General features: G+C 46.4%; 12 protein-coding genes. 4 read left to right on the top strand and 8 right to left on the bottom strand.

Annotated elements, in window-relative coordinates; translation table 11 throughout:
• Positions 1-7 precede the first annotated feature (7 nt).
• Together ABIE50_RS05410 and ABIE50_RS05405 are read left to right on the top strand one after the other, a co-directional pair.
• The gene (locus tag ABIE50_RS05410; protein WP_209855118.1) at positions 8-2,872 is read left to right on the top strand and encodes a TonB-dependent receptor; all 2,865 of its coding nucleotides are present in this window, start codon (positions 8-10) and stop codon (positions 2,870-2,872) included.
• Positions 2,873-2,942: 70 nt separating this feature from the next.
• A complete protein-coding gene (locus ABIE50_RS05405; RefSeq protein WP_209855120.1) occupies positions 2,943-3,872 on the top strand; it encodes a sulfite exporter TauE/SafE family protein in 930 nt (309 codons plus the stop codon).
• Here ABIE50_RS05405 and ABIE50_RS05400 read toward each other — a convergent pair.
• The 6 genes from ABIE50_RS05400 to ABIE50_RS05375 all read right to left on the bottom strand — a co-directional run bounded on the left by ABIE50_RS05400 (position 3,855) and on the right by ABIE50_RS05375 (position 9,886).
• A complete protein-coding gene (locus ABIE50_RS05400; protein WP_209855122.1) occupies positions 3,855-4,844 on the bottom strand; it encodes a 2-hydroxyacid dehydrogenase in 990 nt (329 codons plus the stop codon). The two genes, ABIE50_RS05405 and ABIE50_RS05400, sit on opposite strands and share 18 nt — an antisense overlap.
• Positions 4,845-4,931: 87 nt before the next feature.
• The gene (fumC, locus tag ABIE50_RS05395) at positions 4,932-6,332 is read right to left on the bottom strand and encodes a class II fumarate hydratase (RefSeq protein ID WP_209855124.1); all 1,401 of its coding nucleotides are present in this window, start codon (positions 6,330-6,332) and stop codon (positions 4,932-4,934) included.
• A 52-nt stretch (positions 6,333-6,384) separates the two neighbouring features.
• Positions 6,385-7,161 carry an enoyl-CoA hydratase/isomerase family protein gene (locus ABIE50_RS05390; RefSeq protein WP_209855126.1) on the bottom strand — a complete coding sequence of 259 codons (777 nt, stop codon included), beginning with the start codon at positions 7,159-7,161 and terminating at the stop codon, positions 6,385-6,387.
• A gap of 324 nt (positions 7,162-7,485) precedes the next feature.
• Entirely contained in the window at positions 7,486-8,145 is a 660-nt protein-coding gene (locus tag ABIE50_RS05385; RefSeq protein ID WP_209855128.1) for a hypothetical protein, read from the bottom strand.
• A 373-nt stretch (positions 8,146-8,518) separates the two neighbouring features.
• Positions 8,519-9,373 (bottom strand): hypothetical protein, encoded by an 855-nt coding sequence (locus ABIE50_RS05380; protein ID WP_209855129.1) that lies wholly within the window; start codon positions 9,371-9,373, stop codon positions 8,519-8,521.
• A gap of 93 nt (positions 9,374-9,466) precedes the next feature.
• Positions 9,467-9,886 (bottom strand): cobalamin B12-binding domain-containing protein, encoded by a 420-nt coding sequence (locus ABIE50_RS05375; RefSeq protein ID WP_142684112.1) that lies wholly within the window; start codon positions 9,884-9,886, stop codon positions 9,467-9,469.
• Positions 9,887-9,979: 93 nt separating this feature from the next.
• Between ABIE50_RS05375 and ABIE50_RS05370 the strand changes: the two genes are divergently transcribed.
• Positions 9,980-11,650 carry a glutamine--tRNA ligase/YqeY domain fusion protein gene (locus ABIE50_RS05370; RefSeq protein ID WP_209855131.1) on the top strand — a complete coding sequence of 557 codons (1,671 nt, stop codon included), beginning with the start codon at positions 9,980-9,982 and terminating at the stop codon, positions 11,648-11,650.
• Between the two features lie 435 nt (positions 11,651-12,085).
• On the opposite strand, the gene gltX is transcribed toward ABIE50_RS05370, so the two are convergent.
• The gene (gene gltX, locus ABIE50_RS05365; protein ID WP_209855133.1) at positions 12,086-13,615 is read right to left on the bottom strand and encodes a glutamate--tRNA ligase; all 1,530 of its coding nucleotides are present in this window, start codon (positions 13,613-13,615) and stop codon (positions 12,086-12,088) included.
• Positions 13,616-13,764: 149 nt separating this feature from the next.
• On the opposite strand from gltX, the gene ABIE50_RS05360 reads away from it, so the two are divergent.
• Positions 13,765-14,388 (top strand): polysaccharide deacetylase family protein, encoded by a 624-nt coding sequence (locus ABIE50_RS05360; RefSeq protein ID WP_209855135.1) that lies wholly within the window; start codon positions 13,765-13,767, stop codon positions 14,386-14,388.
• A gap of 50 nt (positions 14,389-14,438) precedes the next feature.
• Here ABIE50_RS05360 and ABIE50_RS05355 read toward each other — a convergent pair whose 3' ends face one another.
• Positions 14,439-15,350, bottom strand: coding sequence for a hypothetical protein (locus tag ABIE50_RS05355; RefSeq protein ID WP_209855137.1), 912 nt, complete (start codon positions 15,348-15,350; stop codon positions 14,439-14,441).
• Positions 15,351-15,385: the final 35 nt, after the last annotated feature.

Raw genomic sequence — 15,385 nt, 5'->3', positions numbered from 1 at the left:
ACTGCACATGCAAAAGTTTTTAATGCTGGCAAAATACCTGTTCTTAATGTTAGTATTCAGCCCGGCACTGGTACAAGCCCAATTGAATGGCTCGTACGTAATCCAGGGTAAAATCACAGACGACCACGGGGTAGCACTTCCCGGGGCATCTGTCCAGATCAAAGGCACTTCTTTCGGTGCTCAAACCGATACCAGCGGCCGGTTTGAAGTGACTACCAACTCCAAATTCCCCCTAAAGCTGGTCATCCGGCTCATAGGCTATCAACCCCAGGAGTTTGAAGTAAAAAGCAGCAGCAGCAAGCTGGCCATCCAGTTATACACCCAATCGCTGCTGGTAAATGAAGTGGTGGTATCCGCTTCCCGGCAACAGGAAAAACTGCTGCGCTCACCGGTGGCCATCGAAAAACTGGACATCAGGGCGTTGAAGGAAACCCCTTCCTCCACTTTCTATGATGCTCTCGGTAACCTGAAAGGCGTTCAAATGACCACCGCCGGTCTTACTTTTAAAGTATTCAACACCCGCGGTTTCAATGTTCCCAACAACTTCCGCTTTATGCAGCTGGTAGATGGTGTGGATAACCAGGCGGCTACCCTCGGTGTACCACTGGGCAACGCCATCGGCCCCACAGAGCTGGATATCTCCAGCGTGGAAGTTACACCCGGCGCATCTTCCGCTTTGTATGGCATGAATGCCATCAACGGGATGTCTAACCTGATCACTAAAAATCCATTCCAGTACCAGGGCGTAAGCGTTTACCAGAAAGTAGCCGTCAACCACGTTGGCGACGACGGAGGCGCCAAACTGCTCACGGAAACGGCTGTACGTTATGCGCAACAATACACTCCCTGGTTTGCGTGGAAGATCAACCTGAGCTACATGCAGGGTACGGATTGGTATGCCGACAGTCACAACGACTTCTCCCCTCAATCCAAAGCTAATCCCGATTTTCCACAGCTCAGCGGCCCCAACAACATTGCCAACGACGCATGGAATAAATACGCCGATAACTCCAACCTCCAGGTAATTGACAAAGATGGCCGCGCATACACCGTGCACCGCACCGGCTACTGGGAAAAAGACCTTGTGGGCGACTATACCGTTAAAAATAAAAAAGCCGATGTATCCTTCAACTTCCGCTTGCCCCATAAAGTAGAACTGTCTGCTTCCTACCGCTATGGCGAAATGGACGGTTTCTTCCAGCGTGGTAACCGTATCGGCCTCCGTGGCGTAACTGTACAAAACGGGAAACTGGAACTGGTACACCCCGACTTTACAGTACGTTCCTATATCTCTATCGAAAACACCGGCGATTCATATAACATGAATCCGCTGGCAGATAACCTGGAAAAGTCATTTAAACCGGATAAAAAATGGCTGGCAGATTATACCACTGGTCTTAATAATGCCCTCACGGCCGGTTCCGACCTGGTGGCAGCCCATGCCGCAGCACGTTCTTTTGCCGATGCCGGCAGATGGACTCCCGGTACCCCTGCATTTGATGCACAGGTAGCTAAAATAAAAAGCATCAACGACTGGGATATTTACCCTACTTCCAAGAATCCTGAAAATACCAGCGGTGGCGCCGCATTGCTGCAAAAAAGCCGCTTCTATCACACAGAAGGTACCTGGAACCTGCGTAAATATATCCACTTCGCCGATGTACTGGTAGGCGCCGATTACCGGACTTATGAGATCATCCCCGATGGTAATAACTTCGTGGACTTCTCCCGCCCGGTCGACAAACGCAATGAACCCGGCGGCAAACATATTTGGTACGGCAAATACGGTGGCTTCGCACAAATCAGTAAAACATTCTTTAACGACGCCTTAAAGCTCACCGGCTCCCTGCGCTATGATAAAAACGAACAGTTCGATGGTAAAGTAAACCCACGCATCGCGGCAGTTTACAGCATCAAAGACAAACACAATTTCCGCCTCTCCTGGCAGAACGGGTTCCGGTTCCCCTCCCTGTTTGAAGCATACTCCTTCGTAAACAACGGACAGGTAAGACGTGTAGGCGGTCTTGCTTTTATTGAAGAAGGATTGGGTTACTTTAAGAATTCCTTCCTCACCAGCAGTGTTGATGCGTTCGGCGTAGCCGTTAATAAAACCATCAATGCGGAACACATCTCCAAGGAGGCAGCTGCCGCCAAAAATGCCGGTATACTGAAAGTGGCCAACCTGGATCCTATCGTTCCGGAGCAGATCACCTCCTTTGAAGCAGGCTATAAAGCAGTACTGCTCGATAATAAGCTCTTTGTTGATGTAGACGGCTACTATAGCTCCTACAAACACTTCATCGGGCAAATTGAAACTGTGGTACCTAAAACAGGCAATGTCAACAACCCTGATCAAACTGTGCTGAACCAGATGCTGGATAAAGCACAGCAGGATCGTTACCGCGTATGGACCAACAGCAAATCTACCGTAAACAACTACGGCTTCGCTGTAGCTGTTACCTACGATCTGTATAAAAGCTATACCATCAGCGGTAATGCCAATTACAATAAACTGGCACAGGATAAAACAAAGGATGACGCTTTGATCCCCGGCTTTAATACACCGGACTGGTTTACCAATGTAAGCCTCGGTAACCGTAATGTGTATAAAAACATTGGCTTCAACGTAGTATGGCACTGGCAAAACACCTTCTACTGGCAGAACCTCTTTGGTAATGGCGATGTGCCTTCCTACAGCACCGTAGATGCGCAAATCACCTATCGTGTACCAAAGATCAAAACCTCCTTTAAGCTGGGGGCCTCCAATATCCTGAACTCCAAATACTTCCAGTATGTTGGCGGTCCAACTATAGGCGGATTATACTACCTGAGCTTAACTTATGACAACGTTTTTCAGAGAGGTAATAAATAATAGTTGCTGAAACACGGGATGCAGTTGTATAACTGCATCCCTTTTCCAAAAATGTCCAAATATAACCGGAATGACTACACGTACAACAGCCGTTGCAGGCACCGTATCCGCAAAGCCGCAGCCATCCATCAAATGGTGGCAGATTGCTGTTGTATCGTTGTTGATTGTTACAGGGCTAACAGCCCTCTATTACTTTGAAGTGCCGGATGCTGTACAGGGAGATGTGCGCCGGTTCTTTCATTCTCTTTTTACCACGGAACTGTTGTTCTATATTATCGTAGGACTATGTGCCCAGCTGGTAGACGGCGCATTGGGTATGGCTTACGGCGCCACTTCATCGTCGTTGTTACTGGGCCTGGGAGTATCCCCCTCCATCAGCAGCGCCAGCGTACATGTGGCAGAGGTATTTACTACCGGGGCTTCCGGCTTTGCGCATTTTAAACTGGGCAACGTTAACAAGAAACTATTCCTTTGCCTGCTCATACCAGGTATGATCGGTGCCGTTTCAGGCGCCTACCTCTTAGCCGACAAGATAGATGGAGATGTTATTAAACCCTTTATCAGCGCTTACCTGCTCGTACTTGGTATTATTGTGATCCGGAAAGGGATCCAGAAAAATAAAAGGAAAACAAAAACAAAAAGACTTGCTCCCCTGGCCTTCGCCGGTGGATTTATGGACGCCATCGGTGGTGGTGGCTGGGGCCCCATTGTTACTTCTACCTTATTGAGTAAAGGCCGTACCGTACACTATACCATTGGCTCTGTAAATGCGGCAGAGTTTTTTATTTCACTCTCCAGCGCTGCCACATTCCTCATCTTTACCGGCATCTCCAGCTGGCAGGTGATTGTGGGATTGGTGATAGGCGGTGTAATTGCCTCTCCGTTTGCTGCCATCCTGGTGCGCAGGATAAAACGTAAACCGCTGATGATAATGGTAGGAGTACTTATTATCATATTGAGCCTGCGTACTATTATTTACACCTTACTTCACCTCGTTTAATATTACTTCCCCTTTCTCAAAACTACGTATATTGTTCAGCGTTACCTCTGCTATCTGTGTGAGCGCTTCCCTTGTAAAAAAGCCCTGATGGGCAGTTACCAGCACATTCGGAAATGTTGTTAATCTTGATAACACATCATCCTGGATAATACTTCCCGAAAAATTCTGAAAAAACAGGTGCTCTTCCTGTTCATACACATCTATTCCCAATGCGCCTATATGCCCCACCTTCAATGCTGCCACGACTGCGGCAGTATCTATTAAACCGCCACGACTGGTATTGATCAGGACCACGCCTGTTTTCATAGTGGCAATAGCCTGTTCATTGATCATATGCCGGGTACTTTCCATCAGCGGGCAATGCAGCGATATCACCTCCGACTGTGCAAAAATTTTATCAAGAGGCACATACTTTACACCTATCTCCATTAATTCCTCATTTTCATATATGTCATGGGCGTATACCTTACATCCAAAGCCCAGCATAATCCTGCAAAATACAGCTCCGATATTTCCTGTACCTACCACGCCAATTGTTTTACCGTAGAGATCAAAACCTTCCAGGCCGTTCAGTGTAAAGTTCCCGTCACGTACACGATTATACGATTTATATATTTTACGGTTCAGCGCCAGCAGTAAAGCAACAGCATGTTCTGCCACTGCATGGGGTGAGTAGGCAGGTACCCTTACTACTTTAATACCAGCGGCAGCGGCGGCTTTGAGATCTACATTATTAAATCCTGCGCAACGTAATGCTATCAGTTGAACTCCTTTTTGCCGGAGTATATCAATTACAGCAGCGTTCACCTTATCGTTCACAAACACGCAAACAACAGGTTCTTCTTTTACCAGGGCGGTATTATCTTCATTTAACTGCGCCTCCAGGAAGCGGAAACGATGTTCCCCCGACTGGTTGCTTTGATTGAAATAAAAGATGTCGTATGGCTGTGCGCTGAAAAAGAGTATTTCCATGGCTATAGTGCTTATTTACAGGGAAGGTAATAAAAAAAGAGCCCCGTTGTCAGCGGGACTCTTTTCTTCCATAAATATGATCTGTACTTACTTGATTTCTCCTACCATGTTTGCAGGCACCACCCACTCATCAAATTCGGCTGGGGTAACATAACCCAGTTTCACGGCCATTTCCTTGAGGGTAGTTCCTTCTTTATGGGCTTTCTGCGCAATTTCAGCTGCTTTATAGTAGCCTATTTTGGTATTCAGTGCAGTTACCAGCATAAGGGAATTCTCCACGTGCTTTTTGATATTGGCTTCAATTGGTTCGATGCCTTCGGCACATTTATCGTTGAAGCTTACGCAACCATCGCCGATTAAGCGTGCAGAATGCAGGAAGTTGAAGATCATCACCGGTTTAAACACGTTCAGCTCAAAGTGGCCATTGGCGCCTCCGATGCTGATGGCAACGTCATTACCCATTACCTGTGCGGCGATCATGGTGAGGGCCTCGCACTGGGTGGGGTTTACTTTACCCGGCATGATAGATGATCCCGGCTCATTGTCGGGGATATGAATTTCGCCAATACCTGCACGGGGGCCGGAGCTCAGCATGCGTATATCGTTGGCTATCTTCATTAAGCTTACAGCTACTGTTTTCAGAGCGCCATGTGCTTCCACAATAGCATCGTGTGCAGCCAGCGCCTCAAATTTATTCTCAGCAGTAATAAAAGGCAAACCGGTTAACTGCGCAATATTCTTTGCTACATTTTCAGAATATCCTTTAGGTGTATTGATGCCAGTACCAACAGCAGTGCCGCCCAATGCCAGTTCGCTCAGGTGAGGCAGTGAATTGTTGATGGCTTTCAGGCCATGATTCAGCTGGGCAACATAGCCGCTGATTTCCTGTCCCAGTGTAAGTGGCGTTGCATCCATAAAATGGGTACGGCCAATTTTCACTACATTCTTATATGCTTCTGCTTTTTTAGCCAGGGTGTCACGGAGCTTTGTAATGCCTGGAATAGTTACTTCCAGCAGCATTTTATAAGCAGCGATGTGCATGGCAGTAGGGAAGGTGTCGTTGGAAGACTGTGATTTGTTCACATCATCATTTGGATGAACAAATTTGTCCTTATCAGTAAGCTGACCGCCATGAATAACGTGGGCGCGGTAGGCCACCACTTCGTTTACGTTCATGTTAGACTGGGTACCGGAGCCTGTTTGCCATACTACCAGCGGAAACTGGTCGTCCAGTTTACCTTCCAGTATTTCATCGCATACCTGGCCAATCAGGTCACTTTTCTCTTTGGACAGTACACCTGCTTCGAGGTTAGTGATAGCTGCCGCTTTCTTCAGGTAAGCGAATGCCTTGATAATTTCCTTCGGCATTTTATTGATGTCCTGCGCGATCTTGAAATTTTCAATGGAGCGCTGTGTTTGAGCACCATAATAGGCATTTACAGGCACTTTTACCTCGCCCATTGTGTCTTTCTCTATTCTGAATTCCATGACTTAAACTTTTAAGGCTACAAAAGTACGGCTTTACGGTTTGGGCTGCAAGCTATTCCCCGGTAAAATTCGCCTGTCTTTTCTGGATAAAGGCGGCAGCGCCTTCCTGCAGATCTTTTGTAGCAAAGCAGGCCCCGAATTCTTTCAGCTCCAGTTCAAAGCCATCCTGGTCTTTGTCCAGTGCGGCATTGGCGCATTTAATCACACGGGCTACTGCCAGCGGTGCTTTTGTCTGTATTTTTTGTAAGATGGAAATAGCTTTGGGCAGCAATTCTACAGGCTTTAAAACATGGTTCACCAGTCCCCAGGCCTGTGCTTCGGTGGCATTGATCATATCTCCTGTGAGCATAAGCTCCAGGGCTTTCCCTTTACCAATCAGCTGGGTAAGCCGCTGGGTGCCGCCATAACCGGGGATCAGCCCCAGGTTCACTTCCGGCTGTCCGAACTTCGCGTTTTCGCTGGCAATCCGGAAATGGCAGGCCATAGCCAGCTCGCAGCCCCCGCCCAATGCAAAACCATTTATAGCGGCTATGATAGGCTTAGGGCTGCTTTCTATGCGTTGGAAGATAACATGGCCTTTCTTGGCCAGTTCTTCTCCCTGTTTATCTGATAACGTCAGGAACTCGCTGATATCTGCGCCGGCTACAAATGCTTTTTCGCCTGCGCCGGTAATAATGGCTCCTTTGATTTGCCTGTTGCTGTACACTTCATCTATTGCCAAGGCAAGGTCCGCCAGCACCTGCTGGTTGAGGGCATTCATCTTTTCCGGGCGGTTAATGGTGATCGTCAGGATGTTATTCTCCAAATGGGTGCTTATGGTCTGATACATGTGCCGTATTTTAGTTTATCAATATTAAGCAATATTCAATAACCTAACGAATCAGCCCGATAGCCGCCTCCAGTTGCTTGTCGCGGCCGGAACGCACGCTTAAGCTCATAGCATTCAGCCTCAAGAAAGAGGTCTATATAAGATTGAGATATCTTTCAGCCCGTTCACCATTATAACTGGTTACAGGGCCACCACCTACAAAAGGATTCACTCTTTTTAGCACTCCCTCTTTAATGATCTTCTCAAAGAGGTCGCAGTACGATAATCCTGTTCTTTTAATGAGTTCCGCCTTCTTTTACCGCTAAAATAGTGCATCTCGTAAAATTAATAGTTAATAACAAGCCGGGGCGCCTTAGCCACATCTGGAGTAATGTTATCGGGATACTGATTAGAATAAAAAATCCTTGTATTAAGGACTTTAGAACTTTCTTTAAGTTCAATCATAAATCCCATCATAAATCCACTTGCATTTACATTCTTCATCTTTTTCATAAGTGCAGTTACATCAACAGTAATGTCAAGCTGCTTCAAATTAGTATGCGGTACCAATACCTGATCTTCAGATGTACTTCCAAAATTGTAAACATCACTTTTAGAGGTTACAGTTTGCGGATAATATACATCCCAGTCCATATCAATACGTCGGATATAAAATGCGTTATTGGGCCCCGAATTAGCATCAACTTTATTGCCTTCCCCAGGGGATAAATGTGAATGAAGTGTCAAATATGCCGATTTAATGAGTTCAGGATTGTTAACATATGGAAAAGTCAAGATGCTTTTGAAAGTAAACCATTTACCGTTGATTGTCCAGTTTTCTGCAATAATCTCCCTGGTATAAGCTTCTGATCTATCTTCATATTCATTACGAAAACCCATTTGCGGAGGCGGCAGAGGGATCCGCTTTGGATCCATGGCCTGTACCAACTTAATATCAAAAGGCAACGCTCCTTCAACGTGTGCTTTTCTAGGATATAAAACCAAGGAATCACCAGGATGAATCGTTGTAGAATCTCCTGAGCCATTTCCTTCTTTTTTTCAGCTTAAAACAATTGGAAAAATAAATACAAACAATATCCGTAATAGGAAATAAGATGGGTGTTTCATAACAAACAATTTTTTTTTGGGGTGTTCCTTTATAAAATAAAACTATTTTGACAAATTTACATCAAAATCTTTAGCTACCCTCTCATCCTTTTTAAATCAAAAAAATATAAAGCTTCAAAGACCTACCTCTGAAGCTTTATACATCAATTTAGCAGAAAACTAGAAGAAATATAAAAATCTTAAATTACCAACAGATGGCTGTCCGTTGCTTTGAAATAGCCTGGTGGATAATAACACTTAACTACTTATATCAATAATTCACCTCAAACTCTGCTTTGCCACTTTTCATCTTCATATAGTGTCTTTTTCTCTTTACTTTAAAATAATCGATGCCGCTGAAGTTATAACTGAAGGTAACAAAGATCAGGTTGGCCTCTAAATTTTTGTAGGGGTAAACGGAGTTGCCATCTTTATCTTTTGTTTTAAAGTCTTTGTTAAAGAAATTCTGCGGATAGTACTGCACTTTCAGTCCGAAGCCGGGATTAAAGCGGAAACCTGCAAACAGGGAAGGCATCAGCAGGGGCGTACGGTCGCTGAACCATTCATTGAATTTATGGACCTTATCGCCATCCACAAATTGTTTTTCTTTATAGTTAATAGCCATGTCTATTTCGCCACCGGCAAAAAAGAATAAGCTACCGGAAGAAAGATCCCCTACCTTGATACCCAGCGGAACTCCCAGGGTGTACACCCGCTGTTTCAATTTCAGGGAATCCGTAGGCTTTGAGATTAACCCGATGTTCTTCAGGTTGATCCCTGTAAAAACACCAAAATTCCGGGAAAAGTCCTTATTAAAGTTAGAGCCGATATTCAGAAACATGGTAAACCTCGGAATGTTACGCAGATGCTCCCCGTTGTTTTTCATAGAAGCAAAGGACAATAGGGCGCCATCTCCACCGTGGGTTACGTACACTCCTTCCCGGTGTTTGGGATATTTTCCGAAAATGATGGAAAAAACGGTTTTCTCACTGCTAACAACAGAGGTATCAGCGTTAGCAGAAGTGGTGGTCGTAGTCTTAGTGACCGAGTCTTTCTTTTCCTGGGCGAATACATTACAACACAATATCAACAGTAACAGGAATAACGGGCATAACTTACATTTCATAAAACGGGTGTTATGGTTTTTTAGATATTTGGTGGACTATTTCCACTAAAGACGACCCGGTTTAAAAAATGTTACGGCGATCCGGGAATTTTTTTAAAAATTCCTGTGACTGGCCACCCAGCTGGTGATATACTCGGAAATGTCTTTGGTGTTGGTACCGGGAGGGAACAGTTTTCCTACCCCCATTTCCTGCAGCGCCTCCATATCGGCGTCGGGAATAATGCCACCACCGGTGAGCAGCACATCGTTCATGCCCTTTTCCTTCATTTGGGCAATGATCTTGGGGAATACGGTCATATGAGCGCCGGAGAGAATGCTTATGCCTATAGCGTCCACATCTTCCTGCAGGGCGGCATTCACCACCATCTCCGGGGTTTGGCGCAAACCGGTATATATTACCTCCATGCCGGCATCCCGCAGTGCTGCCGCAATTACCTTTGCGCCCCTGTCGTGGCCATCCAGGCCTACTTTAGCTACCAATACACGAACAGGACGATTTAACGGGTTGACCATACCATTTTCATATTAAGGAAGTAAATGTACGAAAAAGCAGAAAGCTTAAGCTCTCGGCTTTTTTGTACATTTGCCGTCCAAGATAAAATTATTATGAGCGAAGAAAGATCCCTCAATTTTATAGAACAAATTGTTGAGGAAGACATAGCGAACGGCGTAAATGACGGCCGGGTACTGACCCGGTTCCCGCCCGAACCCAATGGCTACCTGCATATAGGTCATGCCAAATCCATTGTACTGAACTTTGGACTGGCCCAGAAATACAATGGAAAAACCAATCTCCGCTTCGACGATACCAACCCGGTTACTGAAGATACCGAGTACGTGGAATCTATTAAAGATGATATCCGCTGGCTGGGATTTGAGTGGGAGAAGGAGCTGTATGCTTCCGATTACTTTGAACAACTCTACGCATTTGCCGTAAAAATGATAGAAAAAGGGCTGGCCTATGTGGAAGACGCCAGCGCCGATGAAATTGCCGCTGCCAAAGGTACGCCTACCATACCAGGTACGCCCACCCCGGCCAGGAGCCGCTCCGTAGCGGAAAACCTCGACCTGTTTGAGCGGATGCGCAAAGGCGAATTCAAAGACGGTGAAAAAACCCTCCGCGCCAAAGCAGACCTGGCTTCGCCCAATATGCACATGCGCGACCCACTGATGTACCGCATTAAACATGCACACCACCACCGTACCGGCGATAAATGGTGCATCTACCCAATGTATGACTTTGCGCATGGACAAAGCGACAGCATTGAACATATTACCCATTCCATCTGTACGCTGGAATTTATTCCGCACCGCCCGCTGTACGACTGGTTCATTAAAGAACTGGAGATCTTCCCCAGCCGCCAGTACGAGTTTGCCCGCTTAAACCTCACCTATACGGTGATGAGTAAACGAAAACTCAAACAGCTGGTGGAAGAAGGCCATGTAAGCGGATGGGATGACCCCCGTATGCCTACCATCAGCGGCCTGCGCCGCCGTGGCTATACCGCAGCCAGTATCCGTCAGCTCTGCGAACGCGTAGGTGTACAGAAACGCGATAATATGATCGAACTGGGTCTGCTGGAATTCTGTATCCGCGAAGAGCTGAACAGGACCGCCAACCGCGTAATGGCCGTACTGGACCCCGTAAAACTGGTGATCACCAACTATCCCGAAGGACAGGTAGAAGAAATGACCGCCGATAACAATCCGGAAGATGAAAACGCAGGCTCCCGTACCCTGCCTTTCAGCAATACATTATATATCGAGCGGGAAGATTTTATGGAGGAGCCTCCAAAGAAATTCTTCCGCCTCGGGCCCGGCCTGATGGTGCGTTTGAAAAACGCCTATATCATCAAAGGAGAAAGCTTTGAAAAGGATGCAGACGGTAATATCACTACCATTTACGCTACTTACCTGCCGGAAAGCAAAAGTGGGGGCGACCAGAGCGGGCTAACCGTTAAAGGCACCATCCACTGGGTAAGTGCAGCGCACGCCGCTACCGCCGAAGTAAGGATCTACGACCGCCTGTTTACCGCGGAAAATCCACAGGCAGAAGAAGCCGACTTCAAAACCCTTATCAACCCGGACTCATTGCAGGTAATTAAACAGGCCTATGTAGAACCGGGCCTGCTACAGGCCAAACCAGGCGAACGCTTCCAGTTCCTGCGCAAAGGTTACTTTGTAGTAGATAAAGACAGCACTCCTGAAAAAGTGGTGTTCAACAGGACAGTAACCCTGAAAGACGCATGGGCAAAAGAAAGTGCCAAAGGGAAGTAAAATATTTCTTTCAGATATGGGGAGGCCGGGCAGTTACTGTCCGGCCTTTTTATGTGTATTATATATGTATTTTTATTTACAGTAAACCGCTTTATATGGCAAAAACCAATATAGACCTAGATGATAAAACTGATCAAAGAAGCGATGAAGCTCAATAAGGGTAAAACAAAAGAGAAGTAATAAATGAAGCGCTTAAAAAATATATTCTAGGTATTGATCAGCGCAAATTTTTAAATCTGAAGGGAAAAGTACAATGGGATGGAGACCTAAACGAAATGAGGGGGAAAAATGCCCTGAGCTTTAACCTGGAAGTGGTGCACAACGACAGCGACTTTGACCTGATCAGCAGCCATTCAGAATTAAAAACGTGGAAAAATAACTAAGGCTAAGCGATTCATCACCGCTTAGCCTTTATCTATTTAACAACTAACAGTCCTATTTAAACGCTTCCAGCCCTTTTGCAATACGCGAGCGGGTTTCAGCTGCCCCCAGGGTGGCTACGATATCAAACACAGGAGGTCCGAATTTTCCACCGGTGAGCATAATGCGGAATGGCAGTTGTACATCTCCCATTTTAAGGTTCTTTTCTGCTGCCAGGGCTTTGAACGCTGCCTCCAGCTCAGCTGCCGGTGATGCAGACAACGACTCCAGCTGTTCAGACCAGGTTTGGAAAAACGCTTCTTTATCTGCGTTCCATTTAGGCTTTACGGCTGCTTCATCATAACTGCCCGGGCTTTGGAAGAAGAAAAATCCGTGGTCCCATATTTCATTCACAAAATAGCAGCGTTCTTTAACAAGCCCCGCTACCGTGGCCACATAAGCGGGATCCGCTGTAATGCCTTTCTCTTCAAGTACCGGCTGAAATAAGGCTGCCAGGCTTTCATTGTCTTTGTGATGAATATACTGATGGTTAAACCACTTCGCTTTTTCGAAATCGAATTTGGCGCCAGCCTTATGTACCCGTTCAAGGGAGAACTTTTGTATCAGTTCCTCCAGGGAAAATATTTCCTGTTCCGTACCATCATTCCAGCCGAGCATAGCCAGCATATTGATAAATGCCTCCGGCAGGAAACCGCGTTCACGGAAGCCTTTGGTAACTTCTTTGGTGTTGGGATCGGTCCAGTTCATGGCGTATACGGGGAAGCCTAAACGATCACCGTCACGTTTGCTGAGCTTGCCATTGCCATCCGGTTTCAGGATCAGTGGCAGATGGGCCCATTGCGGCATATCAGCTTCCCAACCCAGGAACTTCCACAGCAACAGGTGTACCGGCGCCGATGGCAGCCACTCTTCGCCGCGGAAAGCGTGGGTTATTTTCATGAGGTAATCGTCTACCACCACTGCAAGGTGATAGGTAGGCATACCATCTGCTTTCAGCAAAACTTTATCATCTACCTGCGAAGTATGAAAGGTCACCTCTCCCCGAACCAGGTCGGTAAAAGTAATTTCCTCATTGGCAGGCATGTTTATACGGATCACATGCGCTGTATTTTTCGCCAGCAGATCCTGTACTTCTGCATCAGGAAGCGTAAGGGAATTACGCATTTTTTCCCTCACTATATGGTTGTATTGGGGAGATGGATTCTCCGGCGTTTTCAGGCGCTCGCGCATACTCTCCAGTTCTTCCGGGGTATCGAAAGCGTAATACGCATGCCCTGCTTTTACCAGCTGCTCCGCATATTGACGGTACAGCTGCTTCCGCTCACTTTGACGGTAAGGAGCATACGGACCGCCTGCTTCCGGGCTTTCATCGGGAGTAAGGCCGCACCAGCGCAAACATTCATTAATATACTCTTCCGCCCCGGGAACATAGCGGGTCTGGTCTGTATCTTCTATACGCAGTATAAAATCGCCTTTATGCTGCTTCGCAAATAAATAGTTGAACAATACAGTGCGCACACCTCCAAGATGTAAGCCACCAGTAGGACTGGGCGCAAAACGCACTCTTACTTTTTTGTGATCCATAGGCGGCAAAGATAAGGATTTCGCATTTAGCTGAAAGTGATTGTACCGGGAGATATGTGGAGATTAAAATTTTTTAATGCGAAGTTGTGCTAACAGACATTAAGTATATTGCGGTATACTAAAGCTCATCGCTAAAAGCCAAAGGCTATATGTTCTATCTTACTAAAACTCCCGGCATCCTGAAAGCCTTATATAAAAGCTGTGTCTGGAATCTTTCCCCGGCAGGCAATAAGGTATATCTTACTTTTGATGATGGCCCGCATCCCCAGGCTACTCCCTTTGTACTGGAGCAACTGGCAAAATTCAATGCCAAAGCCACTTTTTTCTGCATCGGGAAAAACGTATTGGACCATCCTGCTATTTACCAGCAGATCCTGGAAGCGGGTCATACCACCGGCAATCACACCCATAATCATCTGAACGGATGGAAAACCAATACGGGGAAATATATTGAAAACGTGCTGGAAGCAGCGAAGTATATTGCTTCACCATTGTTCAGGCCTCCCTATGGCAGGATCACGCCCTTCCAGATCAAACAGATCAGGGATAAGATCCCCGGCGCCCAAATTATTATGTGGGATATTCTCAGTGGTGATTTCGATACGCAGATCAACGGAGAGGCATGCGTACAAAACGTGGTATTCAAATTACAACCCGGCTCTATCGTCGTATTTCACGATAGCGCCAAGGCCTGGGACCGGCTGGAATATGCGCTGCCACGGGTTTTGGAATATTGCAGGAAACAGAAATTTGAAGTAGCCGCCATCATGTAACAGCTGTTGCCGATCACAAACAGCATCAGCAACAGCTGTTGCAGGTTGTATTATAAGCTGATCTGTTTTGTTTTATCTCCTACGGTAATTGTAACAGGATCGGTACATTTACCATTTCCATAATCAACTACCCCTGTTACCTTATCAAATTCAACCTTCAGTTTTCCTTTTACGAAGTGCCCGCAGTCATATACTTTTACCAGTGGCTCCTGTGTTATAAAAGTAGCGGTAACACCGGTTACAGGACCCTTCTCATAAGAAATGCCGGCATTGCCTTCCACCGCATATACATCATCAGAAGGATTCAGCAGAGGGGTTACCGGATCAAACCCTGCTGTTTGTTTTACAGTTCTTTTGCTGGTATAGTTGATCACTACCGTATCGTTCAGCACTACTTTTCCCCCGGTTAATTCAGTGGTATACTGGATGCCGGCTGTTGGACTGTAGCTTACACCGCTGATCTTAAAGAGGCCTTCTATTGACTTCCCGTTAAGCTTATAGTCTGCCGGCTCCACTGTAATGGTAGAAGCTGGGTCAAACAACGGGCCACTGAAAGTAACATTCAATTTACCACTGCGGTGCACGCCATACCGGTCGAGGCAGGATTCGCCAAAGTCGATCAACACTTTTTTAGGCCATTGGTCGGGATTGGTGGCATCCAATAACTCTGCTACCGGGCAAGAAGTTGTTACAGTATTGGGCAGCACATTATTCACACCGGCCTTGCGGGCTGTAAACAGTCCCTGGGTAACGGCTACTTCGGCCACTGTTTCAAAAAGCCCGCTGTACATAGCGCTGGCGGCGGCCTCGTGCTGCGCGGCAGCAATGGTGTTATTATCAGGCTGGTTATTCGGTGCGGTATCTGTGGTTACTTCCTTTTTACAGGCGAAAAAAATGGTGACAACCGCCACGCTGGCAATAGTCCATGCCAGCACACGATTTGTACTGAAATAGCTTTTCATAGTTTAGGTTTTATTAGCAATTAGGTTTTCCGGTC

This window comes from Chitinophaga sp. OAE865 (assembly GCF_040546735.1).
Classification (GTDB): Bacteria; Bacteroidota; Bacteroidia; order Chitinophagales; family Chitinophagaceae; genus Chitinophaga; species Chitinophaga polysaccharea_A.
Note: the sequence above shows the minus strand (reverse complement) of the source record. Positions and strands in the feature narration are given on the sequence as shown.